This is a genomic window from Streptomyces chartreusis NRRL 3882 (assembly GCF_900236475.1).
GTDB classification, from domain to species: domain Bacteria; phylum Actinomycetota; class Actinomycetes; order Streptomycetales; family Streptomycetaceae; genus Streptomyces; species Streptomyces chartreusis_D.
This window is the reverse complement of the sequence record NZ_LT963352.1, coordinates 3451966-3477205: the sequence shown is the minus strand read 5'-3', so window position 1 is coordinate 3477205 and position 25240 is coordinate 3451966. Positions and strand designations below refer to the sequence as shown.

At 72.8% G+C, this 25240-nt stretch carries 24 protein-coding genes and 1 pseudogene; 11 read left to right on the top strand and 14 right to left on the bottom strand.

The features are described 5' to 3' along the window. Positions 1-2: 2 nt before the first annotated feature. Genes SCNRRL3882_RS15450 through SCNRRL3882_RS15440 form a run of 3 tightly spaced genes read right to left on the bottom strand, consistent with a single transcriptional unit; the run spans position 3 to position 1680 of the window. Positions 3-722 carry an isocitrate lyase/PEP mutase family protein gene (locus tag SCNRRL3882_RS15450; RefSeq protein ID WP_010036355.1) on the bottom strand — a complete coding sequence of 240 codons (720 nt, stop codon included), beginning with the start codon at positions 720-722 and terminating at the stop codon, positions 3-5. Beyond that, positions 719-1165, bottom strand: a complete 447-nt coding sequence (locus SCNRRL3882_RS15445) for a carboxymuconolactone decarboxylase family protein (RefSeq protein ID WP_010036354.1) — start codon at positions 1163-1165, stop codon at positions 719-721. The genes SCNRRL3882_RS15450 and SCNRRL3882_RS15445 overlap by 4 nt, the downstream gene beginning before the upstream one ends. Then, positions 1162-1680, bottom strand: a complete 519-nt coding sequence (locus SCNRRL3882_RS15440; protein ID WP_010036353.1) for a carboxymuconolactone decarboxylase family protein — start codon at positions 1678-1680, stop codon at positions 1162-1164. The genes SCNRRL3882_RS15445 and SCNRRL3882_RS15440 overlap by 4 nt, the downstream gene beginning before the upstream one ends. Positions 1681-1727: 47 nt before the next feature. Between SCNRRL3882_RS15440 and SCNRRL3882_RS15435 the strand changes: the two genes are divergently transcribed. Together SCNRRL3882_RS15435 and SCNRRL3882_RS15430 are read left to right on the top strand one after the other, a co-directional pair. After that, a complete protein-coding gene (locus tag SCNRRL3882_RS15435) occupies positions 1728-3116 on the top strand; it encodes a PLP-dependent aminotransferase family protein (protein ID WP_029180939.1) in 1389 nt (462 codons plus the stop codon). Positions 3117-3164: 48 nt separating this feature from the next. Further along, complete coding sequence (locus tag SCNRRL3882_RS15430; RefSeq protein WP_029180938.1) at positions 3165-3632, top strand: carboxymuconolactone decarboxylase family protein; 468 nt, start codon at positions 3165-3167, stop codon at positions 3630-3632. Between the two features lie 107 nt (positions 3633-3739). Here SCNRRL3882_RS15430 and SCNRRL3882_RS15425 read toward each other — a convergent pair whose 3' ends face one another. From SCNRRL3882_RS15425 to SCNRRL3882_RS15390, 8 genes and pseudogenes are all read right to left on the bottom strand, one after another. Beyond that, positions 3740-4540 (bottom strand): aminotransferase class IV, encoded by an 801-nt coding sequence (locus tag SCNRRL3882_RS15425; protein ID WP_029180937.1) that lies wholly within the window; start codon positions 4538-4540, stop codon positions 3740-3742. Positions 4541-4563: 23 nt separating this feature from the next. Next, a complete protein-coding gene (locus tag SCNRRL3882_RS15420) occupies positions 4564-5742 on the bottom strand; it encodes an FAD-dependent monooxygenase (RefSeq protein WP_010036341.1) in 1179 nt (392 codons plus the stop codon). Then, positions 5739-7325 carry a class I adenylate-forming enzyme family protein gene (locus SCNRRL3882_RS15415; protein WP_050810195.1) on the bottom strand — a complete coding sequence of 529 codons (1587 nt, stop codon included), beginning with the start codon at positions 7323-7325 and terminating at the stop codon, positions 5739-5741. The genes SCNRRL3882_RS15420 and SCNRRL3882_RS15415 overlap by 4 nt, the downstream gene beginning before the upstream one ends. Further along, positions 7322-7462 (bottom strand): AMP-binding enzyme, encoded by a 141-nt coding sequence (locus tag SCNRRL3882_RS42595; protein ID WP_418952370.1) that lies wholly within the window; start codon positions 7460-7462, stop codon positions 7322-7324. Before SCNRRL3882_RS42595 ends, SCNRRL3882_RS15415 begins: the two co-directional genes overlap by 4 nt. Before the next feature lie 67 nt (positions 7463-7529). Further along, positions 7530-8846: pseudogene (locus tag SCNRRL3882_RS15410) on the bottom strand (AMP-binding protein); the annotation flags it as partial. Next, positions 8843-12001: an aminodeoxychorismate synthase component I gene (gene pabB / locus SCNRRL3882_RS41735; RefSeq protein ID WP_231911130.1), complete on the bottom strand. Its 3159-nt coding sequence runs from the start codon at positions 11999-12001 to the stop codon at positions 8843-8845. The gene pabB and the pseudogene SCNRRL3882_RS15410, both read right to left, overlap by 4 nt. A gap of 30 nt (positions 12002-12031) precedes the next feature. Then, positions 12032-12610 (bottom strand): antibiotic biosynthesis monooxygenase, encoded by a 579-nt coding sequence (locus tag SCNRRL3882_RS15395; protein ID WP_010047025.1) that lies wholly within the window; start codon positions 12608-12610, stop codon positions 12032-12034. 126 nt (positions 12611-12736) lie between these two features. Beyond that, on the bottom strand, positions 12737-13579 hold the full coding sequence (locus SCNRRL3882_RS15390; protein WP_029181668.1) for a hypothetical protein: 843 nt from the start codon (positions 13577-13579) through the stop codon (positions 12737-12739). Between the two features lie 148 nt (positions 13580-13727). On the opposite strand from SCNRRL3882_RS15390, the gene SCNRRL3882_RS15385 reads away from it, so the two are divergent. The 5 genes from SCNRRL3882_RS15385 to SCNRRL3882_RS15365 all read left to right on the top strand — a co-directional run bounded on the left by SCNRRL3882_RS15385 (position 13728) and on the right by SCNRRL3882_RS15365 (position 18756). Then, entirely contained in the window at positions 13728-14087 is a 360-nt protein-coding gene (locus SCNRRL3882_RS15385) for a hypothetical protein (RefSeq protein ID WP_029181669.1), read from the top strand. Between the two features lie 15 nt (positions 14088-14102). Beyond that, positions 14103-15284 (top strand): glutathionylspermidine synthase family protein, encoded by a 1182-nt coding sequence (locus SCNRRL3882_RS15380; RefSeq protein ID WP_010047036.1) that lies wholly within the window; start codon positions 14103-14105, stop codon positions 15282-15284. A 188-nt stretch (positions 15285-15472) separates the two neighbouring features. Continuing rightward, positions 15473-16921 (top strand): glycine hydroxymethyltransferase, encoded by a 1449-nt coding sequence (locus SCNRRL3882_RS15375; protein ID WP_010047038.1) that lies wholly within the window; start codon positions 15473-15475, stop codon positions 16919-16921. A gap of 101 nt (positions 16922-17022) precedes the next feature. After that, on the top strand, positions 17023-18036 hold the full coding sequence (gene trpS, locus SCNRRL3882_RS15370) for a tryptophan--tRNA ligase (RefSeq protein WP_010047040.1): 1014 nt from the start codon (positions 17023-17025) through the stop codon (positions 18034-18036). A 141-nt stretch (positions 18037-18177) separates the two neighbouring features. After that, positions 18178-18756 carry a 2'-5' RNA ligase family protein gene (locus tag SCNRRL3882_RS15365; protein ID WP_010047042.1) on the top strand — a complete coding sequence of 193 codons (579 nt, stop codon included), beginning with the start codon at positions 18178-18180 and terminating at the stop codon, positions 18754-18756. A gap of 12 nt (positions 18757-18768) precedes the next feature. On the opposite strand, the gene SCNRRL3882_RS15360 is transcribed toward SCNRRL3882_RS15365, so the two are convergent. Continuing rightward, positions 18769-19524 (bottom strand): decaprenylphospho-beta-D-erythro-pentofuranosid-2-ulose 2-reductase, encoded by a 756-nt coding sequence (locus SCNRRL3882_RS15360; RefSeq protein ID WP_010047047.1) that lies wholly within the window; start codon positions 19522-19524, stop codon positions 18769-18771. A gap of 45 nt (positions 19525-19569) precedes the next feature. Then, positions 19570-20949 (bottom strand): FAD-binding oxidoreductase, encoded by a 1380-nt coding sequence (locus SCNRRL3882_RS15355; RefSeq protein ID WP_010047050.1) that lies wholly within the window; start codon positions 20947-20949, stop codon positions 19570-19572. A 133-nt stretch (positions 20950-21082) separates the two neighbouring features. Between SCNRRL3882_RS15355 and SCNRRL3882_RS15350 the strand changes: the two genes are divergently transcribed. From SCNRRL3882_RS15350 to SCNRRL3882_RS15335, 4 genes are read left to right on the top strand one after another with little or no spacing between them, the layout of a single operon-like run. Next, the gene (locus SCNRRL3882_RS15350) at positions 21083-21604 is read left to right on the top strand and encodes a phosphatase PAP2 family protein (RefSeq protein ID WP_010047051.1); all 522 of its coding nucleotides are present in this window, start codon (positions 21083-21085) and stop codon (positions 21602-21604) included. After that, positions 21597-22541 (top strand): decaprenyl-phosphate phosphoribosyltransferase, encoded by a 945-nt coding sequence (locus SCNRRL3882_RS15345; protein ID WP_010047052.1) that lies wholly within the window; start codon positions 21597-21599, stop codon positions 22539-22541. The genes SCNRRL3882_RS15350 and SCNRRL3882_RS15345 overlap by 8 nt, the downstream gene beginning before the upstream one ends. Further along, positions 22502-22990, top strand: coding sequence for a GtrA family protein (locus tag SCNRRL3882_RS15340; RefSeq protein ID WP_231911129.1), 489 nt, complete (start codon positions 22502-22504; stop codon positions 22988-22990). The genes SCNRRL3882_RS15345 and SCNRRL3882_RS15340 overlap by 40 nt, the downstream gene beginning before the upstream one ends. After that, positions 22978-23898 carry a YihY/virulence factor BrkB family protein gene (locus tag SCNRRL3882_RS15335; protein WP_010047054.1) on the top strand — a complete coding sequence of 307 codons (921 nt, stop codon included), beginning with the start codon at positions 22978-22980 and terminating at the stop codon, positions 23896-23898. Before SCNRRL3882_RS15340 ends, SCNRRL3882_RS15335 begins: the two co-directional genes overlap by 13 nt. Here the strand turns inward: SCNRRL3882_RS15335 and SCNRRL3882_RS15330 are convergent. Further along, complete coding sequence (locus tag SCNRRL3882_RS15330) at positions 23846-25153, bottom strand: D-alanyl-D-alanine carboxypeptidase family protein (protein WP_010047055.1); 1308 nt, start codon at positions 25151-25153, stop codon at positions 23846-23848. The two genes, SCNRRL3882_RS15335 and SCNRRL3882_RS15330, sit on opposite strands and share 53 nt — an antisense overlap. Between the last annotated feature and the right edge of the window lie 87 nt (positions 25154-25240).

Here is a 25240-nt window from a genome sequence, read left to right as displayed (position 1 = left end):
CCCTACGGTCGCAGCCCGGCGGCGATCTCCCGCAGCGCGCGGGTGGCCCGCCGCTGGAGCCCCGGCCCGAAGGTGATCCGGGTGGCCCCTCGCGCGCCGAGTTCGGCGGGCGAGGGGCCCTGCCCCGGGACCGCGACCACGTTGATCGGCCCCTGGATACCGGCCCGCAGCAGCGGCAGCACCTCCGGCGGGGCGCCGATCGGGTAGACGCAGTCGGCGCCCGCGGCGACGTACAACGCGGCCCTCTCGATGGCCGCTTCGGGATCGGCGACCCCGCGGGCGAAGGTGTCCACGCGGGCGTTGACGAAGAGCCGGTCGCCGGCCGCCTCGCGCACCTGCGCCAGCCAGTCGGCGTGCACGCGCGGATCCTTGAGCACCCCGCCCTCGGAGTCCTCCAGGTTGCAGCCCACCGCCCCCACCTCCAGCAGCCGCTCCACGAGCTCCTTCGGCGCGATCCCGTAACCGCCCTCCACGTCGGCGGAGACCGGCACGTCGACGGCCCGGACGATCCGGGCGACCGCCGCGAACATCTCGTCGGCCGGGACCTGCCCGTCCTCGTAGCCGAGGCAGGCGGCGACCCCGGCACTGGGCGTGGCGAGCGCCGGGAACCCGGCCTCGGCGAACACCCGGGCACTGGCCGCGTCCCACGGCCCGGGCAGCACCAGGGGATCACCCGGGGCCCGGTGGTGGTGCAGGGCGCGGAACACATCGGCCTTGCTCATGGCGTGTGACCCCCTGGCGGAACACGGCGGCCGACCATCACCCGGTTCCAGTTGTTGACGGCGACGACCAGGCCGATCAGATGGGCGAGTTCAGCCTCGTCGAAGTGCTTCGCGGCCTGCTCGTACACCTCGTCCGGCACGAACCCGTCCGTCAGCACGGTCACCGCTTCCGTCAGCGCCAGCGCGGCCCGCTCCCGCTCGTCGAAGACGTCCTCGGCCTCCCCCCACGCGGCCAGCAGATCGAGCTGCTTCTCGCTCACCCCGTACTCGCGGGCGATCGCCAGATGCATGTCGAGGCAGAACGCGCAGTGGTTGAGCTGCGAGGCGCGGATCACGACGAGCTCGGCCAGGGCCGGGTCGCCCAGGCCCTGCTTGGCGACCTTGCTGAGCGTGGACAGGGCCCGCCCGACCGCCGGGTCGAGCAGGCGGGTCCGAGCCGTCACTTGTACTGCCCCGGCTGGTAGTGGCCCGGCGCCATACGGCAGGTCACCCCGAACCGGTTCCAGGCGTTGATCGCCGTGATCGCGGCGATCACCTGCGCCAGTTCGGCCTCCTCGAAGTGCTTGGCGGCGTTCTCGTACACCTCGTCCGGCACGAACCCGTCCGTCAGGACCGTCACGGCCTCCGTCAGCTCCAGGGCCGCGAGCTCCTTGGCGGTGTAGAAGTGCCGCGACTCGTCCCAGGCGCTGAGCTGCACGATCCGCTCGACGCTCTCGCCCGCCGCGAGGGCGTCCTTGGTGTGCATGTCGATGCAGAAGGCGCAGTGGTTGATCTGGGAGGCGCGGATCTTCACCAGCTCGTACAGCTTGTGGTCGAGACCCTGCCGGGCGGCCATCTCCAGCCGGACCATCGCCTTGTAGACCTCGGGCGCGTGCTTGGCCCAGTCCAGGCGGGCGGGCTGCTCGGCGGCGTACTCCACGGTCGTCGGGTCGGTCGTGTCCTCGGTGTGTGTCGTCATGCCCTCGACCCTAGGAGGGAAGCAGCCCAGGGGTATGGTCCATTTCCATGGCGGAACCACGGGCCACTTTGGGCATCGACCTGCACCTGGAGCCGACCGGCCCGGGCCTGCGCCGAGGGCTCACCGACGCCCTGCGCGAGGCGGTGCGCTCCGGCCGGCTGGCGCCCGGCACCCGGCTGCCCTCCTCCCGCGCGCTCGCCGCCGACCTGGGCATCGCCCGCAACACGGTCGCCGACGCCTACGCCGACCTGGTCGCCGAGGGCTGGCTCAGCGCCCGGCAGGGCTCGGGGACCCGGGTCGCCGACCGGACGGTGGTACCGCCGGCCGGCACCGCACCCCACCCCCGCGAACCCGCCCGTCCCGCCTACGACCTGCGCCCCGGCAGCCCCGACCTCGCCTCCTTCCCGCGCGCGGAGTGGCTCAAGGCCGCCCGCCGCGCCCTGACCGCCGCCCCCCACCACGCCCTCGACTACGGCGATCCCCGGGGCCGTCCCGAACTGCGCGCCGCGCTCGCCGGCTACCTCAGCCGGTCCCGGGGCGTGCGCGCCGACCCCGAACGGATCGTGGTGTGCTCCGGGTTCGCGCACGGCCTGAAGCTGCTCGGCACGGCCCTGCGAGCGCGCGGGGCGCGGACGGTCGCCGTCGACTCGTACGGGCTCGATGTGCACTGGAGGATCCTGGCCGCGTCCGGTCTGCACACGGTCCCGCTGCCCTTCGACGGGCTGGGCACCGACCCCGGCGGGCTGTCCGCCGCCGACGCGGTCCTCCTCACCCCCGCCCACCAGTTCCCGATGGGCGTCCCCCTGCACCGCGACCGCCGAGCGGCCGTCGTGGACTGGGCGCGCCGCACCGGCGGGCTGGTGCTGGAGGACGACTACGACGGCGAGTTCCGCTACGACCGGCAGCCCGTGGGCGCGCTCCAGGGCCTGGACCCCGACCGGGTGGTCTATCTGGGCACCGCGAGCAAGTCCCTGGCCCCCGGGCTGCGGCTGGCCTGGATGGTGCTGCCGCCGGGCCTCGCCGAGGAGACCGCCGCGGCCAAGGGCGGTGTCGACACGTGCGGGGTACTGGACCAGCTGACCCTGGCCGAGTTCCTCACGTCCGGGGCCTACGACCGCCATGTGCGCGCGACCCGCCTGCGCTACCGGCGCCGCCGCGACGCCCTGGTCGCCGCCGTCGCGGCCCGGGCCCCGGAAGCCCGGATCACCGGCATCGCGGCCGGGCTGCACGTCCTGCTGCGGCTGCCGCCCGGCACCGAGCAGTCGGTGGTCCAGGCGGCCCACTGGCAGGGTCTGGCGGTCCACGGACTCGCCCGCTACCGGCACGCCGCCGCGGTCGCCGAGCCGGCCGACGCCCTCGTCGTCGGCTACGGGACACCGCCGGACCACGCGTGGTCGGGGGCGCTGGACGCGCTGTGCGCGGTACTGCCCGGATAATCGCGTGAATTCCCCTCCGGAATGCCGCTCAATGGATATGGTCACCCCATGAGCGAAAGCACTTCTCCGTCCCGCGTGGCCCTGAAGAAAACAACACCTGACGTGTCCGCCGCAATGGGCTCCCTGCACACCGCCGCCGTTTCCGCGGCCCAGGACGCCAAACTCGAACCGGAACTGCTGGAACTGGTCAGGATCCGCGCCTCGCAGATCAACGGCTGCGCGTTCTGCATCGACATGCACACCCGGGACGCCCGCGGCCAGGGCGAGACCGAGCAGCGCATCTACGCCCTGAACGCCTGGCGGGAGACGCCGTTCTTCACCGAACGCGAGCGTGCCGCACTGGCGTTGACCGAGGCGGTGACGCTCGTCCACGACGGCCACGTCCCGGACGCGGTGTACGCCGAGGCGGCCGGGGTGTTCGACGAGAACCAGATCGCGGCGCTCATCTGGTCGGCCACGGTCATCAACGCGTACAACCGGATCGCGATAGCGACACGTATGACACCGAAAAGCTGAGAGAACGGGAAAAGCGGTGCGTCGGGTCGAATTCGACCCGACGTCGCCATTTTCTCCGTTCAGCCGACCGGTAATTCAGCCGACCGGAAATTCAGCCGACCGGAAATTCAGTCGACCGGCAGCGGCTCCATCATGCTGTCGAGCCAATCCCGCCATTCCCCGGCCCGCTGAGCCGGAGGCACCCGCATCGGCCGCCCGATCCAGCCCGTCACCGGCCGGATCCCGTGCAGCGCGTTCACCAGCCACACCTCACGGCCGTCCAGCTCGGCCACGGTCCGCTCCCGGTGCGCGATCCGGATCCCCGACCGCAGCGCCCGCTCCTGGACCAGCCCGGACGTCACACCCGGCAGGACGGGCAGCCGGGGCGGGGGCAGGCACAGGGTGTCGTCCTCCCACCACAGGACGCTGGCGGTGGCCGACTCCAGCACCGTGCCCGAGGGCGCGATCAGCACCGCCTCCTCCGCGCCCTCGCCGGACGCCCGGCGGCGCACCCGGGCCAGGGTGTCCAGGTCCGGGCCCTTGCGACGGGGCACGGTCCGCGGATCGGACTGGCCCGCCGCCCACAGGCGCACCCCCGTGCCGAGCGGCGGAGCGGGCCGCAGCAGCAGCCGCAACTCCAGTGAACCCGCCGCGAGTTCCACCCGCGGGAACCACGCACCCGTGCGCGGCAGTACGGCGGTCACGTCCTGCCAGAACGCGACGAGCCGGCGCGGCTTCGGTCCGCCGCAGTCACCGCAGGCCCGCGCGAACCGTTCCTGGTGCCGGTCGTAGGCCCGCACCCGGCCTTCGCGCACCAGCCACGAGTCCGCGGCGAGCAACCGCCCCCCGGCCGCCCGGTCCGGGGCCGGGACCAGGCCACGGCCGGGCGCCCACGTCCACAGGCCTTCCGCCACCGCCGGTCTTGTCACCAACAGCCTCCTCAGTACGTGCGTCAGTACGTGCGTCCCGCGACGGCCGACGCCCCGTGCCGGGGCCCGTACGGCGCGTGCTCCAGCCAAGACCCGCACCACGGCACCACGGGCGCCAGTGCCGCAGCCGCCCGCTGTCCGACCCGGACGGTGCGGCGGCGCGGCCGCAGGTGGTCCAGGGCGGCACCGGCGGCGGCACTGTTGAACAGGGCCGCCGCCCGCCGCACCTCGGCGAAGGAGGCGACCGCCTCGCCGGTCCCCGCGGCGATCGCCTCGGCGGCGGCCGCCGCGTCCGCGATCCCGCTGTTCATCCCGCGTGCCCCGAACGGCGGGAAGAGATGCGCCGCCTCGCCGGCCAGCAGCACCCGCCGGTGCGGATCGGTGAACGAGGCCGCCACCTTGCGCAGGAAGCGGTACGTCGACACCCACAGGATCCGCTCGCCGTAGCCGTCCCCCACGACCGAGGGCAGCCAGCGCCGTACGGCCTCCTCGGTGCCGTACTCCTCCGGCCGGTCGTCGTCGTGGCACTGGAGGTCGACCTGGAAACCCCCGGTGAACGGCACCCGCATCACACTGCGGCCGCCCACCCCGGGATGCTCGTAGTGGAAGACCCGCTCCAGCGGCAGCTCCGCGCCCGGTACGTCGGCGACGTCCACGACGACGTGGAAGCCCTCGCCGCGCGTGCCCTCCAGGGCGATGCCCAGCTCCCGCCGGACCGTGGAGCGGGCCCCGTCGGCGGCGATCGCGAACGCGCCGGCCCACACCCGCCCGTCCTCGTCCGTCACCCGGACCTCCGTCCCGGTGGTGCGCACGCCCGTCACGCGCGCACCCCACACGAACTCCACCCCGGCCTGCGCACAAGCCGCCCGCAGGAACCGCTCGGTGTCCGTCTGGCGCAGGCTGGTGAAGGGCGGCGGGCCGGACGGGGGCGGGAAGGAGCGCGCGTAGACCTCACGTCCCCGGTAGAGGGTGCGCCTGGTGTGCCAGGTCCGCCCGTACGAGGTGATCTCGGCGGCGAGGCCGGGCCGCATCGCGTCCAGCAGGCCGAGGGTCTCCCGGTGCACGAACAGGGCCCGGCTGCCCGGCCGTTCACGGTCCTCCGGCTCCGCCTCCAGCAGGACGGCCGGCAGCCCGTGCGCCCGCAGCGCCAGAGCCGCCGACAGGCCCACGGGACCGGCGCCCACGACCAGGACCGGGGTCATGCCCGGGCCCCTTCGGTGAGCATCCGGGCGATCTCCACCCGTTTCACCTTCCAGGTCGCGGTCATCGGCAGGTCCTCGAACCGCCACTGCCGCGGCTCGGCCATCGCCGGCAGCCCGGCCGTGGCCCGCCGCCAGCGCTCCGGGTCCAGGGGCCGCTCGCCGCGCACGCACACCACCGGCACCGGCTCCCGGTCCGCGCCCGGCACGATGACGACCTCGCGCAGTTCCTCCAGCCGGGACATCAGCACGTCCTCGACCTCCAGATTGCTGTGCACGGCGTCGATCAGGTCCACCTCGCGGTCGATCAGGTACAGCGCGCCCAGTCGGCTCCGGTAGCCCATGTCGCCCATCTCCCACCAGCCGTCGGTGAGCTGACGGTCGTAGCGCTCCGGCATGCCGAGGTAGGTGAGGATCCGGCCCCGGGTGCGGGCCTCGATCCGGCCCGGGGTGCCGGGCGGGACCCGCCGGCCCCCGGCGCCGGTGACCCGGACCCGGGTGAAGCCCGGTATCCCGAACCCGACGCGGCGGCCGTCCGCGCGGGCCGCACTGCGCCGGGTCACCACCTGGAACGCCACCGGGCCCGTCTCGCTCTGCCCGTACAGCTGGATCAGCCAGGGCGTACGGCGCCGCGAGGCGCCCAGCAGCCGCCGTACGGTGCGCGGATGGATCGCGTCGAACGTGGAGCCGTACGCCCGTACCCGGGACAGCGGGGCACCGGGCGCGTCGGCCAGTTCCTCCCACAGCACGAACGTGTTGGGGTGTGTCTCCACGATGCCGGGCCGGTGCCGGGCCAGCAGCGGACCCACCGCGGCCGGATCCGGGTCGGTGATCAGCACGAGCGGGCTGCCGAAGTGCAGCAGGACGCCGAGCAGATGGTAGAAGCGCGAGTGCACGAACGACATGTGCAGCGCCGCCGGCTCGCCCCGCGTGGGCCGGCCCAGTGCCTGCTGCGGCACCAGCCGGTTCCACATGGTGTGCGCGCAGTGCACGGCCAGTTTGGGCACGCCGGTCGTGCCCGAACTGTGGGTGATCAGGGCCGGTTCGCGAGGATGCAGCCGGACCGGTGGGGGAGGCTCGGCGCCGGCGTATTTCGCCAGGGGCTCCGCCCCGGGCGCGTCGTCCACGCAGAGCGTCCGCCGCACCAGCCCGGACCGGGCGAGCTCCCTCAGGCCGTCCAGCGTGGCGCCGTCGGTGAGCAGCCAGGGCCGGCGCAGCCGCTGAAGGAGCTGCCCGGCCACCGCCGGTGCCAGCGCGGGCGACAGCAGCACCGGCACGGCGCCGATACGGGAGACGGCGCAGGTCAGCAGCACGATGTCGACGTTGTCCGCCTTGTGCACGACGACCTGCTCCGAGGGCCGCACCCCGGCCTCCCACAGCCGCCCGGACAGGTCCTCCACCAGGTCGGCCAGCACGGTGTAACTCAGGTCGACCCCGAGGGAGGGGGCGACGTCCAGTGGCCGGTCCAGGGTGACGAAGACGGCCCCGTGCCGGTCGGCCGCACGGCGGAAGACCGGTCCCAGATAGAAGCCGCGGTCGGTGAACAGGGGTGGTCGCACGGGATCGTTCCTCTCTGCGGGGTTCACCAGGCGCCCCGTCGCACCAGATGGCGGCGCAGCTTCCCGGTCGGGGTGCGCGGCAGCGACGGGACGAAGCTGACGCTGCGGGGGACCTTGAACGCGGCGAGGCTCTCCCGGGCCAGGCCGATGAGCTCGTCCGCCAAGGCCGTCCCGCACCGGCGGGTCGGGGACCACGAAGGCCCGCAACCGGTTCGCGCCCCGCCCGTCGGGCACGGCCGCGACCACCACCTCCCGCACCGCCGGATGGCCGCGCAGCACGGCCTCCACCTCCAGCGGGGAGACGGTGATACCGCCGACCATCTCCATGTCGTCGGCCCGGCCCAGATGCCGGTAGGAGCCGTCCGGTTCGCGGCACGCCCGGTCGCGGGTGGCCAGCCAGCCGCCGACCAGGGTCCGGGCGGTCTCCTCGGGCCGGTTCAGATAGCCGGGCGTCACCGTCGGCCCGCGCACCCACATCTCGCCCTCCTCGCCCTCCGGCACCGGGTGGCCGTCCCGGTTGCGCAGCTCCACCTCGAAGCCGGGCACGGGACGGCCGACGGTCCCCGGGTGGTTGTGGGCGAAACCGTTGGCGCAGAACGCGTGACCGGCCTCCGTGGAGCCGATCTGCTCCAGCACCGGGGCGCCGAGCAACGCGGTCACCTGCTGGGCGAGCCCCTCCGGCAGCCCCTCGCCGGCCGACACCGCGGCCCGCACCGAGGCGAAGCAGTCCTCGTGCCCGTGGCCCCGCTCGGCCACCAGCGCCGCGTAGGCGGACGGCACGGAGTACAGCAGCGTCACCCGGTGCCGGGCGACGAGTTCGTCGATGGTCGCCGGGGTGGGGCGCCGGTCCACCAGCACCACGGACGAGCCGGAGAACAGCGGGAAGACGAAGGCGTTGCCGAAGCCGTAGGCGAAGAACAGCTTCGACACCGACAGGGTGACGTCCTCCGCGGTGATCCGCAGCACCCGCCGGCCGACGAGGTCGTGGTACGTCCGTGGGTCGCCGTGCGTGTGCACGACGCCCTTGGGGCGGCCCGTGGTGCCGGAGGTGTACTGGACGTAGAGCGGGGTGTGCGCGTGGGCCTGGTGGACGGGCGCGGGCTCGGCGGCGGGGGCGAGCGCCATGAGCTGGTCGGCGCCCAGACGGGCTCGTCCGGCGAACCGCTCCTCCAGGCCCGGCCCCGTCACACAGAGCCCGGCCCCGGTGTCCTCGGCCAGGAACGCGTGGTCGGCCGCGGGGAGTTCGGGGTTGACCAGGACCGCGACGGCGCCGAGACGGGCGGTGGCGAGGAAGGCCGTCACCCAGGCGAGGGAGTCGGGCAGCGCCAGCAGCACACGGTCCCCGGGGCGCACCCCGTGCCCGGCGAGCACGGTCGCGGCCCGGGCCGCGAGGTCGTGCACCTCGCCGTGGGTCCAGGCCCGGTGTCCCTGGTGGAAGGCGGTCCGCCCGCCCCACCCGCGCCGCTCGGCGAGCTCTTCGAGCTGGGCCGCGAGGTTCCCGGGAGCCTCGGCCTCGACGGGGTGCGGCGCGACCTGCGGACTGGTCATCGCCGGGCCTCCCCGGCCGCCCCGGCCCGGTCACCGGGCGGGGCCTGCCGCCGGATCCGGTCGGCCGTGTGCTGGTGCAGGGCCCGCATCGGGGCCGCGGTCTTCAGCAGCATCTCCTCGTACTCCGCGTCCGGATCGGAGCCGAGGACGATCGCCCCGCCCGCACCCAGGTGCATCTGGCCGTCGGCGAACACGGCGGTACGGATGACGATGCTGAGATCCGCTCCGCCGCCGCACCCGAAGTAACCGAGGGCGCCCGAGTACACGCCCCGGGCCTCGGACTCCAGCGAGTCGATGATCTCCAGCGTGCGCAGCTTCGGCGCGCCGGTCATCGAGCCGCCGGGGAAACAGGCCCGGACACAGTCCACCGCGTCCGTCTCCGCCCGCAGCCTGCCCTCCACGGTCGAGACGAGCTGGTGCACGGTGGCGTACGTCTCCGTGTCCATGAGCTTGGGGACGCGTACCGACCCCGTCCGGCAGACCCGGCCCAGGTCGTTGCGGAGCAGATCGACGATCATCAGGTTCTCGGCCCTGGTCTTGGCGTCCGACGCGAGAGCGTCCCGCAGCCGGGCGTCCTCCTCCGGCCCGTCGCCCCTCGGCGCGGTCCCCTTGATGGGCCTGGCCTCGACGGTGCCGTCCCGACCGATCCGCAGGAACCGCTCGGGCGAGGACCCGGCCACCTCCAGCTCCCCGAACCTCAGGAACGCCGCGTAGGGGGCCGGGTTGTCGCGGCGCAGCGTCCGGTAGAACGCGAACGCGTCGGGCGGTGCGGGCAAGCGGGCGGCGTTGGTCAGGCAGACCTCGTAGCTGGTGCCCGCGCGCAACTCCCGCTGGCACGCCTGGATGTCCGCGAGATACGTCGCCCGGTCGCGCACCAGCCACGGCTCGGCGGCGCCGGGGTCCGCCGGGGCCGGCGGCGCGGGCAGCGGCGGCCGTTCCGTCGCCACGCAGGTGAGGTCGGCCAGGGCGCTCTCCAGCCAGTCGGCGGCCTCCCGGGCGGCCTGCGGGGTGTCCTCCGCGAGGCAGACGGCGTACGTGAAGCCCTCCTGGTGGTCCACCGCGATCACCCGGTCGGCGAACAGCCAGGCGGCGTCCGGGACCGGGGAGCGGTGACGGTTGGGCGACCCGCAGTCCGCCTTCACCTCGTAGCCGAAGTAGCCGACGTAGCCCCCGGTGAAGTCGAACGGCAGCCCGGTCGCGTCCACGCGGCGGTTGGTCAACTGCCGCTTGAGGTAGTCGAAGACACTGGCCGCGACCTTCCGCACCGGCCGCCCCGCCCGCTCGATCTCACAACGCCCGCTTTCGACGTCGTACCGCACGAACTCGGCGAGCGGCCCGCTGCCGTCCCCGAAGAACGAGAACCGCGACCGCCCCGGCTCCACGAGCGAACTGTCCAGCCAGAACGCCGGCGAGGCCCCCGCGCACATCCGCACGAAGGCCGCCTCGACATCCACGGCCCCGGCGATCCGCCGAGTGTGCAGCCGATACCCGACGCGGTGGGGGCGACGGGGCCGGGGGATGGTGGCGGAGGCAGGGCTGACGACCGCCCCGGCCTCACCACACGGCTCACGCCCCGCGGCCGTGCCAACCTCGGGCACCATCCCGGAGCCGGGGGACGGGTCGACCCCACCGGACGGCCCGGGCCCTGCGGACGGATCGGCCCGACCGGACGGCCCGGGTCCTGCGGATGGACCGGCCCCGCCGAACCGGCCAGGGCCTCTGGACGACTGGGCCCCGGCGGACGGCCCGGCCGTGAGGGACCGGCCAGGCCCCGCCGACGGCCCGGCCCCGGTGGATGGACCGGTACCGGCGGACGGTCCGGCCCCGGCGGACGGCCCGGCCGCGCCGGCGGGACTGGCTCCGGAGGAGGGCGCTGTCTCGTCGGTCGGCACCATCCCGTCGGCCGTCCCGGGGCCGAAGGACGGACCGGCCCCACCGGACGGACCAGGCCCTACGGCCGACCCGGCCCCGGTGGATGGACCGGTACCGGCGGACGGTCCGGCCCCGGCGGACGGCCCGGCCGCGCCGGCGGAACTGGCTCCGGAGGAGGGCGCTGTCTCGTCGGTCGGCACCATCCCGTCGGCCGTCCCGGGGCCGAAGGAGGGACCGGCCCCACCGGACTGACCAGGCCCTACGGCCGACCCGGCCCCGGCGGATGGACCGGTACCGGAGGAAGCCCCGGCCCCGGCGGACGGCCCGGCCCCGGCGGACGGTCCGGCCGCGCCGGCGGGACTGGCTCCGGAGGAGGGCGCTGTCTCGTCGGTCGGCACCATCCCGTCGGCCATCCCGGTGTCGGTGGACTGGTCGGCCCGGCTGGGCCGACGGGACGCTGTGGACGGGTCGGCCCCGCCGGGCCGACCAGGCGCTGCGGACGGATCGGCCGCTCCGGACGGCACGGCACCACCGAACCAGGCGGCCCCGGCCGACCGGATCACCGCTGCCCGGCCCACGGCCGCAGGCCGACCGCCCCTCGCCGACGACCGGGCGACTTTGACCTCGCACTCCGGTACCACCACGCGCCGTCGGACCGCCTCCGGTGCCGGGACCGCCGTGTTCTTCGTCCGCAGCTTGCCGGCCCGCTCCGCGGTCAGGTTGCGGAAGTTCACGAGCATGCGATGGCCGAACTCCGTGAGGACGGACTCCGGGTGGAACTGCACGCCCCACAGCGGCCGGGTGCGGTGCCGCAGTCCCATCAGGACGCCGTCCTCCGCCCAGGCCGTGGCCTCCAGCATCTCCGGCAGCGGCTCGCGCACGGACAGCGAGTGGTAGCGGACGGCGGTGAAGTGCTGCGGCAGGCCCTGGAACAGGTCGCGCTCGTCATGCCGGATCGTGGACAGGTGCCCGTGCCGCGGCACCGGCGCGGGCCCCACCACCCCCCGCTCCCCGAGCGCGATCCCCTGATGACCGAGACACACGCCGAGCACCGGGACCGGGGAGGTCGCGACCAGCCTGGCCGCGATGCCGAAGTCACGCGCGTCCGCCGGGTGCCCGGGCCCCGGGGAGACCACCAGGTTGTCGAACTCCAGGAGATCCGGCACCGCCTCGACCGCGGCGTCGTTGCGGATGACCACCGGCTCCTCGCCGTTGACCCCGGCGATCAGCTGGAACAGGTTGTACGTGTACGAGTCGTAATTGTCGATGAGCAGGGTCTTCACCCGCCCACCTCCCTCTGTTCGTTCGCGGGCCTACGTGGCCCGGCGTTTGTGCCGTCCGCGGAGCGCCTGGAGCGACGGGTACAGCCATTTCCTGAAGAAACGCTGGAGCCGCGGCATGAGAATCCAGGTGACAAGGGCCGTCACGCACAGACACAACAACAACGTGCGGATCAGCGCATTGAGGTCACCGAGATAGGGAAGCACCGTCAGATTGAACAGGAGCACCGGCGGAAAAACCGCGCTCATATTCACGAACCACAGTTTCCATTTCGACGGCGGAGCCGGCGGCGCGGGTGTCAGAGTCTGCGCCTCGAACCAGGCCCGGGGCCCCGGTACCCGCCTGCGCTCCGTCTCCTGGGCGAGCCCGTCCAGCCGGCCGTCCCACTGTGCCCGGGAAGGCGATGCCTCCCAGGCCAGGGCCGAACCCTCGCTGGCGAAGCGATAGACGACATGCCACTCCGCCCCTCCGTCGACAAGTACCCCACCCCCCAGAAACCCCGGTTGCCGCGCGGTCGCGCCCAGCATGGCCCACCCCCAGGAGTGGAAGTCGGCCGCACGGCCCGGCGTCACGCGATAGGCCACGGTGACCGTGACGGGATTACTGGTCACGCCGTCCCATACGGAAAGCGGTTCACCCGCGTTCAAGATTCAACAAACAATTTTCCGATCGTCCGGAAAGTGAAGCTTTCCGGCACGTGGGAAACACCCCGGATCACCTGGGCGTGAGCTCCCCGATCACCTGGGCGTAACCGTGCTCGCGCCCTGCTCGACCGGCGCCTGACCGAACCGCGACAACACCAGCGCCCCGGCCACCGCCACCGCGAAACCGAACACCGCCAGCCAGCCCAGCCCCGGCCGCGTACGGTCCCCGAGCCACACCACGCCGATCAGCGCGGGCGCGACGGTCTCCCCGAGCACCAGCCCGGCGGTCGCCGTCGTCACCGACCCGCGCTGGAGGGCGGAGGTCAGCAACAGGAACGCGGCCCCGCCGCCGAGCAGCAGCGCGTACACCGCCGGGTTCGTGGCGAGCGCACCGGGCGCCAGCCCGTCGATGAGCCGCACCGCCACCTCCACCACCCCGAACCCGAGCCCGGCGCCCAACCCGAGCGCGAGCGCCCGTCCCCGCTCCGGCAACCGCCCGCCCACCGACCCGAGCAGCAGCACCCCGCCCGCCGCCGCGAGCATGGCCCACTTCAGCCAGACCGGCCCGCCCTCGTCGCCCTCCGCACCGGACGCCGACCCCAGCAGCGCGAGCCCGGCGCACACCACCCCCACCGCCGCCCACTCCATACGGCTCAGCCGCACCCCGAGCAGCCGCGCCGCGACCACGGCCGTCACCGCGAGGCTCGCGGCCAGCGCCGCCCCCACGGCGTAGATCGGCACCGACCGCAGCGCGACGATCTGGAGCAGGAAGCCGAGCCCGTCCATCCCGAGCCCGGCCAGATACCGCCACTGCCGCAGCGCCCGCCACAACAGCGCCACGTCCCCGCCCGGGCCGCTCGCCACCGCCCGCGCGGCCATCGCCTGCAACACCGTCGCCGTACCGAAGCAGACCGCCGCATCAAGGGCGCACACCAATCCAAAGATCACAAAACGACAGTAGGGGAGGGGGCGTGAACCGGGGGGTCATGTACGTCCGTTCACACCGGTCTCTAGGCTGGCCGCTCGGCAGTACATGACAGAGACACGCAGTGCACGGGGACACGGGGACACGGGGAGACACGCAATGGCTGAAACACGGCGACGACTGCGCTCCAGCACGGTGGTGCTGGGCGGCATGGGTGTCCTCGCGGCGGCCCTGTCCGCATGCGGCTCCGACCCGGACCGCCGCTGCGTGGACCGGGACAGCTACGACTACATCAACGGCTACAAGATCGTCGCCGACAAGAACTGCAAGTCGGGCTCCTCGTCCTCCTCCTCCGGCAAGGGCCGCAAGAAGACCGGCAAGACCAGCACCACGAACGCCGACTGGTACTACGACGCCGACGTCAGCGGCCGCTACGCCGACAACGGCACCTTCAGCCGCAGCGAGGCCGTCGACCGGGGCGGCTTCGGCTGCTCCGGCTCCGGCAGCGGCGGCGGCTGACCGGGCCGTACGCGCATGGAACGCCGCACCATCACCCCCCGCCCCGGCTGGCAGCAGACCGTCGAGGAACAGGGCCTGATCTACCCCCTCACCCGCTACCCCGACGACTCCCTGCGCCCCTACTGGGACGAAAGCGCCTACTACGCCTTCACCCTCGAGGAGATCGAGGCCCTGGAAGAGGTCGTCGAGGAACTCCACCGCATGTGCCTGGCGGCGGCCGACCACATCGTCACGGAAGACCGTTTCGCGGACCTGGGCATCACCGATCCCCGCGTGGCCCGGACGGTCGCCGAGTCCTGGCACCGCCGTGCCGAACTCCCCTCCGTCTACGGCCGTTTCGACCTCCGCTACGACGGCACCGGCCCGGCCAAGCTCCTGGAGTACAACGCCGACACCCCCACCTCACTGGTCGAGGCCGCGTCCCCCCAGTGGTTCTGGATGGAGGACCGCTTCCCCGGCGCCGACCAGTGGAACTCCCTCCACGAGCGACTGATCGACGCCTGGAGGAAACAGGCCGCCCTCCTCCCGCCGGGCAGCCCCCTGTACTTCGCGTACTCCTCCGCCGACGAACTCGGCGAGGACATGATGACGGTCGCCTACCTGAAGGAAACGGCCGAGCAAGCAGGCCTGGCCACCGACTGGATCTCCATGGAGGAGATCGGCTGGGACCGCCTCTCCGGCCGCTTCGTCGACAACCGCCTCCGCTTCATCCGCAGCATCTTCAAGCTCTACCCCTGGGAGTGGCTCACCACCGACCGCTTCGCCGACCACGTCCTGGACACCCTCGACAACGGCGGCGGCACGGGCACGACCCTCTGGATCGAGCCGGCCTGGAAAATGCTCCTCAGCAACAAGGCACTGCTCGCGATCCTCTGGGAGCTCCACCCCGGCCACCCCAACCTCCTCCCGGCCTACCTCGACGGCCCCCGGGACCTGTCCACGAAGGGCTGGGTGGCCAAGCCCCTCCTGGGCCGAGAGGGCGCGGGCGTCACGATCCACGACCCCGGATCCCCTCCCACCCTCCGCGACGAACCCTGCTGCTACCAGCAACTGGCTCCCCTGCCCGACTTCGACGGCAACCACGTGGTCCTGGGCGCGTGGGTGGTGGAGAACGAGTCGGCGGGCCTGGGCATCCGCGAATCATCGGGCTTGATCACGGACGAGTACGCCCGCTTCCTGCCCCACGTGATCCTTTAGCCGACCCCCGGCAGATGCTCCCCCGCCCCCTCACCGGGTAGGCTGCCCCCGGGCCGTGACTGGCGTGCTGGGATGGGACCGACCATCGGGGAGCGGCCCCCGGACCTGGCTGAACGCCGGGTACCGGAACCGTGCCGTGCGCCTGGGCCGTACCGTGAACGCTGAACGCAACGTCCGGAGGTCCACACATGCCAGCCGAGCCCCTCTCCACCGCTTCCACCGCCTACCGCGCCGCCCTCGACGTCATCCGCGCCGTCGAGCCGCGCGTGGCCGACGCCATCGGCCAGGAGGTCGCCGACCAGCGCGAGATGCTCAAGCTGATCGCCTCCGAGAACTACGCCTCCCCGGCCACCCTCCTGGCCATGGGCAACTGGTTCAGCGACAAGTACGCCGAGGGCACCATCGGCCGCCGCTTCTACGCCGGCTGCCGCAACGTCGACACCGTCGAGTCCCTCGCCGCCGAGCACGCCAAGGAACTCTTCGGCGCCCGCCACGCCTACGTCCAGCCGCACTCCGGCATCGACGCCAACCTCGTCGCCTTCTGGTCGGTCCTCGCCCAGCGCGTCGAGGTCCCGGCCCTGGAGAAGGCCGGCGCCCGCCAGGTCAACGACCTCTCCGAGGCCGACTGGGCGGAGCTGCGCCGCGCCTTCGGCAACCAGCGCATGCTGGGCATGTCCCTGGACGCCGGCGGCCACCTCACCCACGGCTTCCGCCCGAACATCTCCGGCAAGATGTTCGACCAGCGCTCCTACGGCACGGACCCGGCCACCGGCCTCATCGACTACGAGGCCCTGCGCACCTCGGCCCGCGAGTTCAAGCCGCTGATCATCGTCGCCGGCTACTCCGCGTACCCCCGTCTGGTGAACTTCCGGATCATGCGCGAGATCGCCGACGAGGTCGGCGCGACGCTCATGGTCGACATGGCGCACTTCGCCGGGCTGGTCGCGGGCAAGGTCCTGACCGGCGACTTCGACCCGGTCCCGCACGCCCAGATCGTGACGACGACCACGCACAAGTCGCTGCGCGGCCCGCGCGGCGGCATGGTCCTGTGCGACGACTCCCTGAAGGACCAGGTCGACCGCGGCTGCCCGATGGTCCTCGGCGGCCCGCTCCCGCACGTGATGGCCGCCAAGGCGGTCGCCTTCGCCGAGGCCCGCCAGGAGTCCTTCCGCGACTACGCCCAGCGCATCGTCGACAACTCCCGCGCCCTCGCCGAAGGCCTGATGCGCCGCGGCGCGACCCTCGTGACGGGCGGCACGGACAACCACCTGAACCTGATCGACGTCGCCTCCTCCTACGGTCTCACCGGCCGCCAGGCCGAGGCCGCCCTGCTCGAGTCGGGCATCGTCACCAACCGCAACGCGATCCCCGCCGACCCGAACGGCGCCTGGTACACCTCCGGCATCCGCATCGGCACCCCGGCCCTGACCACCCGGGGCCTCGGCACGGCGGAGATGGACGAGGTCGCCGGCCTGATCGACCGCGTGCTCACCACCACCGAGCCGGGCACGACCAAGTCGGGCGCCCCGTCCAAGGCGGCCCACGTCCTCGACGCGAAGATCGCCGACGAGATCAGCCACCGCGCGACGGACCTGGTGGCGGCCTTCCCGCTGTACCCCGAGATCGACCTCGGCTGAAGCGCCCCGTAAGGGGCGCGGGGAACTGCGCGACCTGCCACGACGGGTCCGCAGTTCCCCACCGCCGGAACCACCCGCGGGCCTCTGAGACAATAAGCAACATGGCCTCTGACCGACCCCGCGTGCTCTCCGGTATCCAGCCCACCGCCGGCTCGTTCCACCTCGGCAACTACCTCGGCGCCGTCCGCCAGTGGGTGGCCCTCCAGGAGACCCACGACGCCTTCTACATGGTCGTCGACCTGCACGCGATCACCATCCCGCAGGACCCGAAGGACCTGCGTGCGAACACGCGCCTGGCCGCCGCCCAGCTGCTCGCCGCGGGGCTGGACCCGGACCGCTGCACGCTCTTCGTCCAGAGCCACGTCCCCGAGCACGCCCAGCTCGCCTGGGTCATGAACTGCCTCACCGGCTTCGGCGAGGCCGGCCGGATGACGCAGTTCAAGGACAAGGCCGCCAAGCAGGGCGCCGAGCGCGCCTCCGTCGGCCTGTTCACGTACCCGATCCTCCAGGTCGCCGACATCCTGCTCTACCAGGCGCACGAGGTCCCGGTCGGCGAGGACCAGCGCCAGCACGTCGAGCTGACCCGCGACCTCGCCGAGCGCTTCAACGGCCGTTTCGGCCAGACCTTCACCGTCCCGAAGCCGTACATCCTGCGGGAGACGGCGAAGATCTACGACCTTCAGGACCCGTCGATCAAGATGAGCAAGTCGGCGTCCACGCCGAAGGGCCTCATCAACCTCCTCGACGAGCCGAAGACCACCGCCAAGAAGGTCAAGAGCGCGGTCACCGACACGGACACGGTGATCCGCTACGACGTCGAGAACAAGCCGGGCATCAGCAACCTCCTCACGATCTACTCGACCCTCACCGGGGAGGGCATCGCGGAGCTGGAGGAGAAGTACGCCGGCAAGGGCTACGGCGCGCTCAAGACGGACCTCGCCGAGGTCATGGTCGAGTTCGTGACGCCGTTCCGGGAGCGCACCCAGCAGTACCTGGACGACCCGGAGACGCTCGACTCGATCCTGGCCAAGGGCGCCGAGAAGGCCCGTGCCGTCGCCGCGGAGACCCTCGCCCAGGCGTACGACAAGGTCGGCTTCCTGCCCGCCAAGCACTGAACCCGCTCCCGCGCACGGCCGTACCACCGCACAGCGCTGTACATCACTCCGGTTGCGCCTGCCTGTAACCGGGTCGTGGCCGTACAGTCGATAACCGGGTGGTCGTATCAGCGACCCGCAAACTTAACGACAGGAGACGACGTGGGGACCGTAACGATCGGTGTCTCGATCGCGGTCCCGGAGCCTCACGGCAGCCGGCTTCAGCAGCTGCGCGCGGGCTTCGGCGACGCCGCGGCTCACGGCATCCCCACGCACGTCACCCTGCTGCCGCCGACGGAGATCGACGAGTCCGCCCTGCCGGCCGTCGAGGCGCACCTGACCGAGGTCGCCGCGGCCGGCCGGCCGTTCCCGATGCGGCTGTCGGGGACCGGCACCTTCCGGCCCCTGTCCCCGGTCGTCTTCGTCCGGGTCGTCGCGGGAGCGGAGGCCTGCACGCGGCTCCAGGATCAGGTCCGCGACCCCGCCGGGCCGGTCGCACGCGAACTGCAGTTCCCGTACCACCCCCACGTCACCGTGGCGCACGGCATCGACGAGGCGGCCATGGACCGCGCCTTCGAGGAACTCGCCGGCTACGAGGCCGAGTGGCCGTGCACCGGCTTCGCCCTCTACGAACAGGGCGCCGACGGCGTCTGGCGCAAGCTCCGCGAGTTCCCCTTCGGCGGCTCGGTCGTCCCGCCCCAGGCCGGACACGTGGAGCGCGGCTCGGTCCCGACCTGGTGATCCGCCGGTAGGTCAGATCGGCAGCCGCCGGAACACCCCGCGCGGCATGTGCCGCAGCGCCGACATCACCACGCGCAGCGCGCCCGGCACCCACACCGTCTCCGAGCGGCGCCGCAGCCCCAGCTCGACGGCCGTCGCCACCGCCTCGGGCGTCGTCGCGAGGGGTGCCTCGGGCAGTCCGGCGGTCATCCGCGTCCGGACGAACCCGGGGCGTACGACCATGACGTGCACGCCCGTGCCGTGCAGCGCGTCGCCCAGCCCCTGGGCGAAGGCGTCGAGTCCGGCCTTGCTGGAGCCGTAGATGAAGTTCGCGCGGCGGGCCCGCTCGCCCGCGACGGAGGACATGACGACCAGCGAGCCGTGCCCCTGGGACTGGAGCGAGCGGGCGCACACCAGGCCCGCCGAGACCGCGCCGGTGTAGTTGGTCTGCGCGACCCGCACCGCCGCCTCCGGGTCCCGCTCGTCGCGGGCCTGGTCGCCGAGGAGGCCGAAGGCGAGCAGCACCATGTCGATGTCGCCCTCGGCGAAGACCTTGCCCAGCACGGCCTCGTGGGAGGAGGGGTCGAGCGCGTCGAAGGCGACGGTGTGCACATCGGCCCCCAGCCCGCGCAACCGCCCTGCGGCCTCCTCCAGCGCGGGCGACGGGCGGCCTGCCAGCCAGACCGTGCGGGTACGGCGGGCGATCAGCCGGCGGGCGGTGGCCAGCGCGATCTCCGACGTACCGCCGAGGACGAGCAGGGACTGGGGGAGACCGAAGGCGTCCTTCATGACAGCTCCTAGAGGTTGCCTGGTGTGCCGGTGCCTGTGCCTGCGCTAGAGGCTGAGGCGGCGGGACAGATCGGACGTGAAGACCCCGTGCGGATCCAGTTCCGCCCGCAGCGCCCGGAAGTCGTCCAGCCGTGGGTACATGACCGCGAGCAGTTCCGGGCGCAGCCGGGCGTCCTTGGCGAGGTAGACGCGTCCGCCGGCGGTGGCGACCTCCTCGTCGAGTTCGTCGAGGAACGCGCCGAGGCCGGGCAGGCCCGCCGGGATGTCCAGCGCCAGCGTCCAGCCGGGGACCGGGAAGGACAGCCAGCCCGGGTCGGACTCCCCGAAGCGCTTGAGGACCGCCAGGAAGGACGGGCAGCGGCGCTCCGAGATGCGGCGCACGATGCGGCGCAGGGCGTCCTCCTGGCCGTAGCCGACGACGAACTGGTACTGCACGAAACCGCTCCGGCCGTAGACGCGGTTCCAGTGGGGGACGCCGTCGAGGGGGTGGAAGAAGGCGGAGATGCGCTGGAGTTGGCCGGACCGCGAGCGGGGGGCCTTGTGGTACCAGAGCTCGTTGAAGAGGCCCACGGTCGTGCGGCTGAGCAGGCCCTCGGGGAGGACGGCGGCGGACGGCAAGCGGGGCGTGCGGAAGGACAGCGGGTCCCGGCGCAGGCGGGCGGGGAGGGCGTCCAGGGGGGCGTGGTCGCCGCGGGTGAGCACCGCGCGGCCGGTGGCGGCGCCCCGGGCCAGCAGGTCGACCCAGGCGACCGAGTAGCGGTAGCGCTGGTCGGTGGCCGCCAGCCGGGCCATCAGGTCGTCGAGATCCGCCGCGCGTTCGGTGTCGACCGACATCAGCGAGGTCTGGACCGGCTGGAGCCGGATCGTCGCGGTGAGGATCACCCCGGTCAGTCCCATGCCGCCCGCGGTGGCGTCGAACAGGGGCGTGCCGGGGATCACCGTGCGGATCTCGCCGTCGGCGGTGAGCAGTTCGAGGGCCAGCACGTGGCGCGCGAAGGAGCCCGAGACGTGGTGGTTCTTGCCGTGGATGTCGGCGCCGATCGCCCCGCCGACGGTGACGTAGCGCGTGCCCGGGGTGACCGGCACGAACCAGCCGAGCGGCAACAGCACCTCCATCAGCCGGTGCAGGGAGACGCCCGCGTCGCACAGCACGGTGCCGCCGTCTGCGTCGATCGCGTGGACGCGGTCCAGGCCCGTCATGTCGAGCACGGACCCGCCCGCGTTCTGCGCCGCGTCCCCGTACGCCCGTCCCAGGCCCCGGGGGATCCCGCCGCGCGCCCCGCAGTCGCGGACGGCCGCCGCGGCCTCCTCGTACGTCCGCGGGCGGATCAGCCGGGCGGCGGTGGGAGCGGTGCGGCCCCAGCCGGTGACGGTGGTGTGGTCCAGGCCCGTGACGTCCGGGACGGAATCGGTGTCGGCAGACATGTTCGTGACCGTATCGCCCCCATGTGAGCTATTAGTTAGAGAACATGGCAGCCCTCCCCGAAACGGGTGATTAATGGGATGTCGCTCAATATTGCCGGAGTTCAGGCCAGGTGGGCGTGAACAGTGAGTCCACATGGACGACCTCGACGACCTGCACGACATGGACCACCGGATCGTTTCGGCGCTCAGGGCGTGCGGCACCGACCCGCGCGTGGCAGGCGCCGCACGCGCCCTGTCCTGGGCGGGTGAGCACGCGGCGCTGTGGCTGGCGGCGGGGCTCGCCGGAGCCGCCGTCGACGGCAGGAGACGCGGCGCCTGGCTGCGCGGGACGGCGCTCACCGCGGGGGCGCACCTCGTCAGCATGGGGGTGAAGCGGGTCGTGCGCCGCCCGCGCCCCGCACACGTCGAGCCCCTGGTGCGCACCGCCGGCCGGCACTCCTTCCCCAGCTCGCACGCCACCTCCGCCGCTGCCGCCGCCGTCGCCTTCGGCGCCCTGGGAGCGCGCGCCGTCCCGCCGCTCGCCGCCGCCGTGTGCGTCTCGCGGCTGGTGGCGGGCGTCCACTACCCCTCGGACGTCGCGGCGGGCGCGGCCCTCGGCGCGCTCACGGCCCGGCTCGGCGCCCGCTGGATGAAGGGAGCGGCCCACCATGACTGAGACGGCCATCCTGCGGCAGCGCGGCCACGAGGAGCGGCCCGCGGCACCCCGCAAGGGCGGTCTCCTGGCCGGCCTCCTCCGGACCGCGCGTCCCAAGCAGTGGGTGAAGAACGTCCTGGTGGCCGCCGCCCCGGCGGCCGCCGGCGAGCTCTTCTCCCGGCACGCCCTGATCCAACTCGCCCTCGTCTTCCTCCTCTTCACCGCCTGCGCCGCCGCCGTCTACCTCGTCAACGACGCCCGAGACGCCGACGCCGACCGCGTCCACCCCACCAAGCGGCACCGCCCGGTGGCCGCCGGGCAGGTCCCCGTGCCTCTCGCCTACGCCGTCGGCGGCGGCCTCGCCGTCCTCGCGCCCGCCGCCGCGCTCTGGGTCTGCTCCCCGGCCGTCGCCGCCCTGCTGACCGCCTACCTGGGCATGCAACTGGCCTACTGCGTCAGCCTCAAGCACGTCCTCGTCGTCGACCTCGTCGTCGTCACGACCGGCTTCCTGATGCGGGCGATGATCGGCGGGCTCGCCCTCGGCATCCCGCTGTCGCGCTGGTTCCTGATCACGACCGGCTTCGGCGCGCTGTTCATGGTGTCGGCCAAGCGCTACTCCGAAGCCGTGCAGATGGCCGGAACGGCGGGCGCCACACGCGCGTTGCTCACCGAGTACACCACCGGCTACCTCCGCTTCGTCTGGCAGCTCGCCGCCGGTGTCGCCGTCCTCGGCTACTGCCTGTGGGCCATGGAGGAGGGCGGCGTCCCGCACACCAGCGTGCTGCCCTGGCGGCAGCTGTCCATGGTCGCCTTCGTCCTCGCGATCCTCCGGTACGCCGTCTTCGCCGACCGCGGCACGGCAGGCGAACCCGAGGACGTCGTCCTGCGCGACCGGGCACTCGCCCTCATCGGCCTGGTATGGGTGGCGATGTACGGCCTGGCGGTGGCCAATTGGTGACCACGCGCGCGTGGTCGGGCCCCACGGCCCCCTGCCGCCGTGAGCTCCTGGGTTTCGCCGCCGTCGGTCTCCTCGCCTACGCCGTCGACCTGGCCCTCTTCACATGCCTGCGCGGGCCCGCCGGACTCGGCCCGCTCACCGCGAAGGCCCTGTCCTTCCTGGCCGCCTGCTCGGTCGCCTATGCGGGCAACGCCCTCGGCACCTACCGGAACACGCGGGTCCGGGGCCTGCGCCCGTACGCCGTCTTCTTCCTGGTGAACCTCGCCGGGGCCGCCGTACAACTGCTGTGCCTGGCCGTCAGCCACTACGGCCTCGGACTCACCTCGCAGCGCGCGGACACCGTCTCCGGCGCGGTCATCGGCATGGCACTGGCCACGATTCTGCGGTTCTGGGGTACCCGTACATGGGTCTTCCGGGCGGAGGGCAGAGTCGGATCATGGACTGGCTGAAAAGGCTCCCGGTCGTCGGGCCGTTCGCGGAGCGGCTGATGATCACCCACGCGTGGCGGTCGTACGAGCGACTGGACCGCGTGAAGTGGACACGGCTGGCCGCCGCGATGACCTTCACGAGCTTCGTCGCGCTGTTCCCGCTGCTGACGGTGTCCGCCACCATCGCCGCCGCCACGCTCAGCACGGAGCAGCAGCACAAGCTGCAGGACAAGCTCGCCGAGCAGGTGCCCGGCATCTCCGACCAGCTGGACATCGCAGGCCTGGTGGACAACGCCGGCACGATCGGCCTCATCGCCGGCGCCCTGCTGTTCTTCACCGGCGTCAGCTGGGCCGGCTCGATGCGCGAGTGCCTGCGCGCGGTGTGGGAGCTGCCCGCCGAGGAGGAGAACCCGGTCCTGCGCTACGCCAAGGACGCGGGCGTCCTGATCGGCCTCGGCGGCGCGCTCCTCGTCACCATCGCCGCCTCCACCGTCGCCTCCGCGATGATCGGCTGGATCACCCGGCACCTGGGCATCGACGAAGGCGGCTGGAGCGGAGTCCTGCTGCACATCGCCGCGTTCCTGATCGCCGTACTCGCCGACTTCCTGCTCCTGCTCTACGTCCTGACACTGCTGCCCGGCGTGGAGCCCACGCGTCACCGTCTGCTCGTCGCGGCGCTGACCGGCGCGGTCGGCTTCGAGCTGCTGAAGCTGCTGCTCAGCGGCTATTTGCAGGGCGTGGCCGGGAAGAGCATGTACGGCGCGTTCGGCGTGCCCGTCGCGCTGCTGCTGTGGATCAACTTCACCTCGAAACTGGTGCTGTTCTGCGCCTCCTGGACGGCGACGCAGAGCAAGGAGGAGGACGAAGTCCCGGGCGTCACGGGCGAGTCCGGCGGCGCACCAGATCCGGCAGCGGCCAACGGCGGTTGACCAGGAACGCGCCGCCCGCGAGCAGTACCAGCACCCCGCCGGTGATGCCGAGCGCGATACCGATGCCGCTGGAGCCGTCCGCGGCCGGGGCGCTGGCCACCGGCTTCGAACCGGTCCCGGCCGTGCCGCCCGCGCCGCTCCCGGAGCCGCCGGACTCACCGGAGGGGTTCACGCCGGGCTGGGAACTGGCCTGCGCGGCGCTCTTCGGCGGCACCAGCTCGCCCACCGGCTGCACCTTCCCGGCGGCCTTGAAGCCCCAGTCGAACAGCCGCGCGGTCTCCTTGTAGACCTCGTTGTGCTCCGGCTTCTGGGGGTTCATCACGGTCACCAGCAGCACCTTGCCGTCCCGCTCGGCGACACCGGTGAAGGTGGCGCCCGCGTTGGTGGTGTTGCCGTTCTTGACGCCGGCGATGCCCTGGTAGACGGGCAGGTCCGCGTCGCCGCTCAGCAGCCGGTTGGTGTTCTGGATCTCGAAGGACTCGCGGACCGTCTTGCCCTTCTTGCCCTTCTTCGTCTGGCCCGGGAACTTCGCGCGGACCGTCGAGCAGTACTCCCGGAAGTCCTTCTTCTGCAACCCCGAGCGCGCGATCAGCGTCAGGTCGTACGCCGACGAGACCTGCCCCTCGGCGTCATAGCCGTCCGGGCTGACGACGTGCGTGTCGAGGGCCTGGAGCTCCTCGGCGTGCTCGTTCATCTCCTTGACGGTGTTGTCGACGCCCTTGTTCATCGCCGACAGCACGTGCACGGCGTCGTTGCCGGAGCGCAGGAAGACGCCGAGCCACAGGTCGTGGACGGTGTAGGTCTCGTCCTCCTTTATCCCGACCAGGCTGGACCCCGAGCCGATGCCCGCCAGGTCGGCGGGGACGACCTTGTGCTTGGACGTCCTCGGGAACTTCGGCAGCAGCGTGTCCGCGAACAGCATCTTGAGCGTGCTCGCGGGGGCCAGCCGCCAGTGCGCGTTGTGCGAGGCCAGCACGTCACCGGACTCGGCGTCGGCGACGATCCAGGAGCGGGCGCTCACGTCCTTCGGCAGCACCGGCACGCCGCTCGCGAGGTTCACCTGCGTGCCCGGCTGTCCGAGCCGGGCGCCGCCCACGGTCGACATCGACGCCGGGGGAGTGGCCGACGGGCTCGCCGACGGACTGCCCGAGGGGCTCGGGGCCGCGACGGCGGCGGGCGCGGCCAGGGCGAGGGACGACAGGACGGCGGAGGTGACCAGCAGGTATCGCCTGGCGGTCTTCTTCGGTGCGGGCACGGTCGGAAACGTACATGCAGTACGCAGGGAAGTCCCGCCTGCGCCCCCACCCCGCGAACGGAACCGGACACGCTCTGGCGATACTGG

Coding starts and splice junctions, on each gene's coding strand:
- SCNRRL3882_RS15450 (WP_010036355.1), bottom strand. CDS start 722: ATGAGCAAGGCCGATGTGTTCCGCGCCCTGCACCACCACCGGGCCCCG.
- SCNRRL3882_RS15440 (WP_010036353.1), bottom strand. CDS start 1,680: ATGACGACACACACCGAGGACACGACCGACCCGACGACCGTGGAGTAC.
- SCNRRL3882_RS15435 (WP_029180939.1), top strand. CDS start 1,728: ATGGCGGAACCACGGGCCACTTTGGGCATCGACCTGCACCTGGAGCCG.
- SCNRRL3882_RS15430 (WP_029180938.1), top strand. CDS start 3,165: ATGAGCGAAAGCACTTCTCCGTCCCGCGTGGCCCTGAAGAAAACAACA.
- SCNRRL3882_RS15420 (WP_010036341.1), bottom strand. CDS start 5,742: ATGACCCCGGTCCTGGTCGTGGGCGCCGGTCCCGTGGGCCTGTCGGCG.
- SCNRRL3882_RS15385 (WP_029181669.1), top strand. CDS start 13,728: ATGGCTGAAACACGGCGACGACTGCGCTCCAGCACGGTGGTGCTGGGC.
- SCNRRL3882_RS15380 (WP_010047036.1), top strand. CDS start 14,103: ATGGAACGCCGCACCATCACCCCCCGCCCCGGCTGGCAGCAGACCGTC.
- SCNRRL3882_RS15375 (WP_010047038.1), top strand. CDS start 15,473: ATGCCAGCCGAGCCCCTCTCCACCGCTTCCACCGCCTACCGCGCCGCC.
- trpS (WP_010047040.1), top strand. CDS start 17,023: ATGGCCTCTGACCGACCCCGCGTGCTCTCCGGTATCCAGCCCACCGCC.
- SCNRRL3882_RS15360 (WP_010047047.1), bottom strand. CDS start 19,524: ATGAAGGACGCCTTCGGTCTCCCCCAGTCCCTGCTCGTCCTCGGCGGT.
- SCNRRL3882_RS15355 (WP_010047050.1), bottom strand. CDS start 20,949: ATGTCTGCCGACACCGATTCCGTCCCGGACGTCACGGGCCTGGACCAC.
- SCNRRL3882_RS15350 (WP_010047051.1), top strand. CDS start 21,083: ATGGACGACCTCGACGACCTGCACGACATGGACCACCGGATCGTTTCG.
- SCNRRL3882_RS15345 (WP_010047052.1), top strand. CDS start 21,597: ATGACTGAGACGGCCATCCTGCGGCAGCGCGGCCACGAGGAGCGGCCC.
- SCNRRL3882_RS15340 (WP_231911129.1), top strand. CDS start 22,502: ATGGGTGGCGATGTACGGCCTGGCGGTGGCCAATTGGTGACCACGCGC.
- SCNRRL3882_RS15335 (WP_010047054.1), top strand. CDS start 22,978: ATGGACTGGCTGAAAAGGCTCCCGGTCGTCGGGCCGTTCGCGGAGCGG.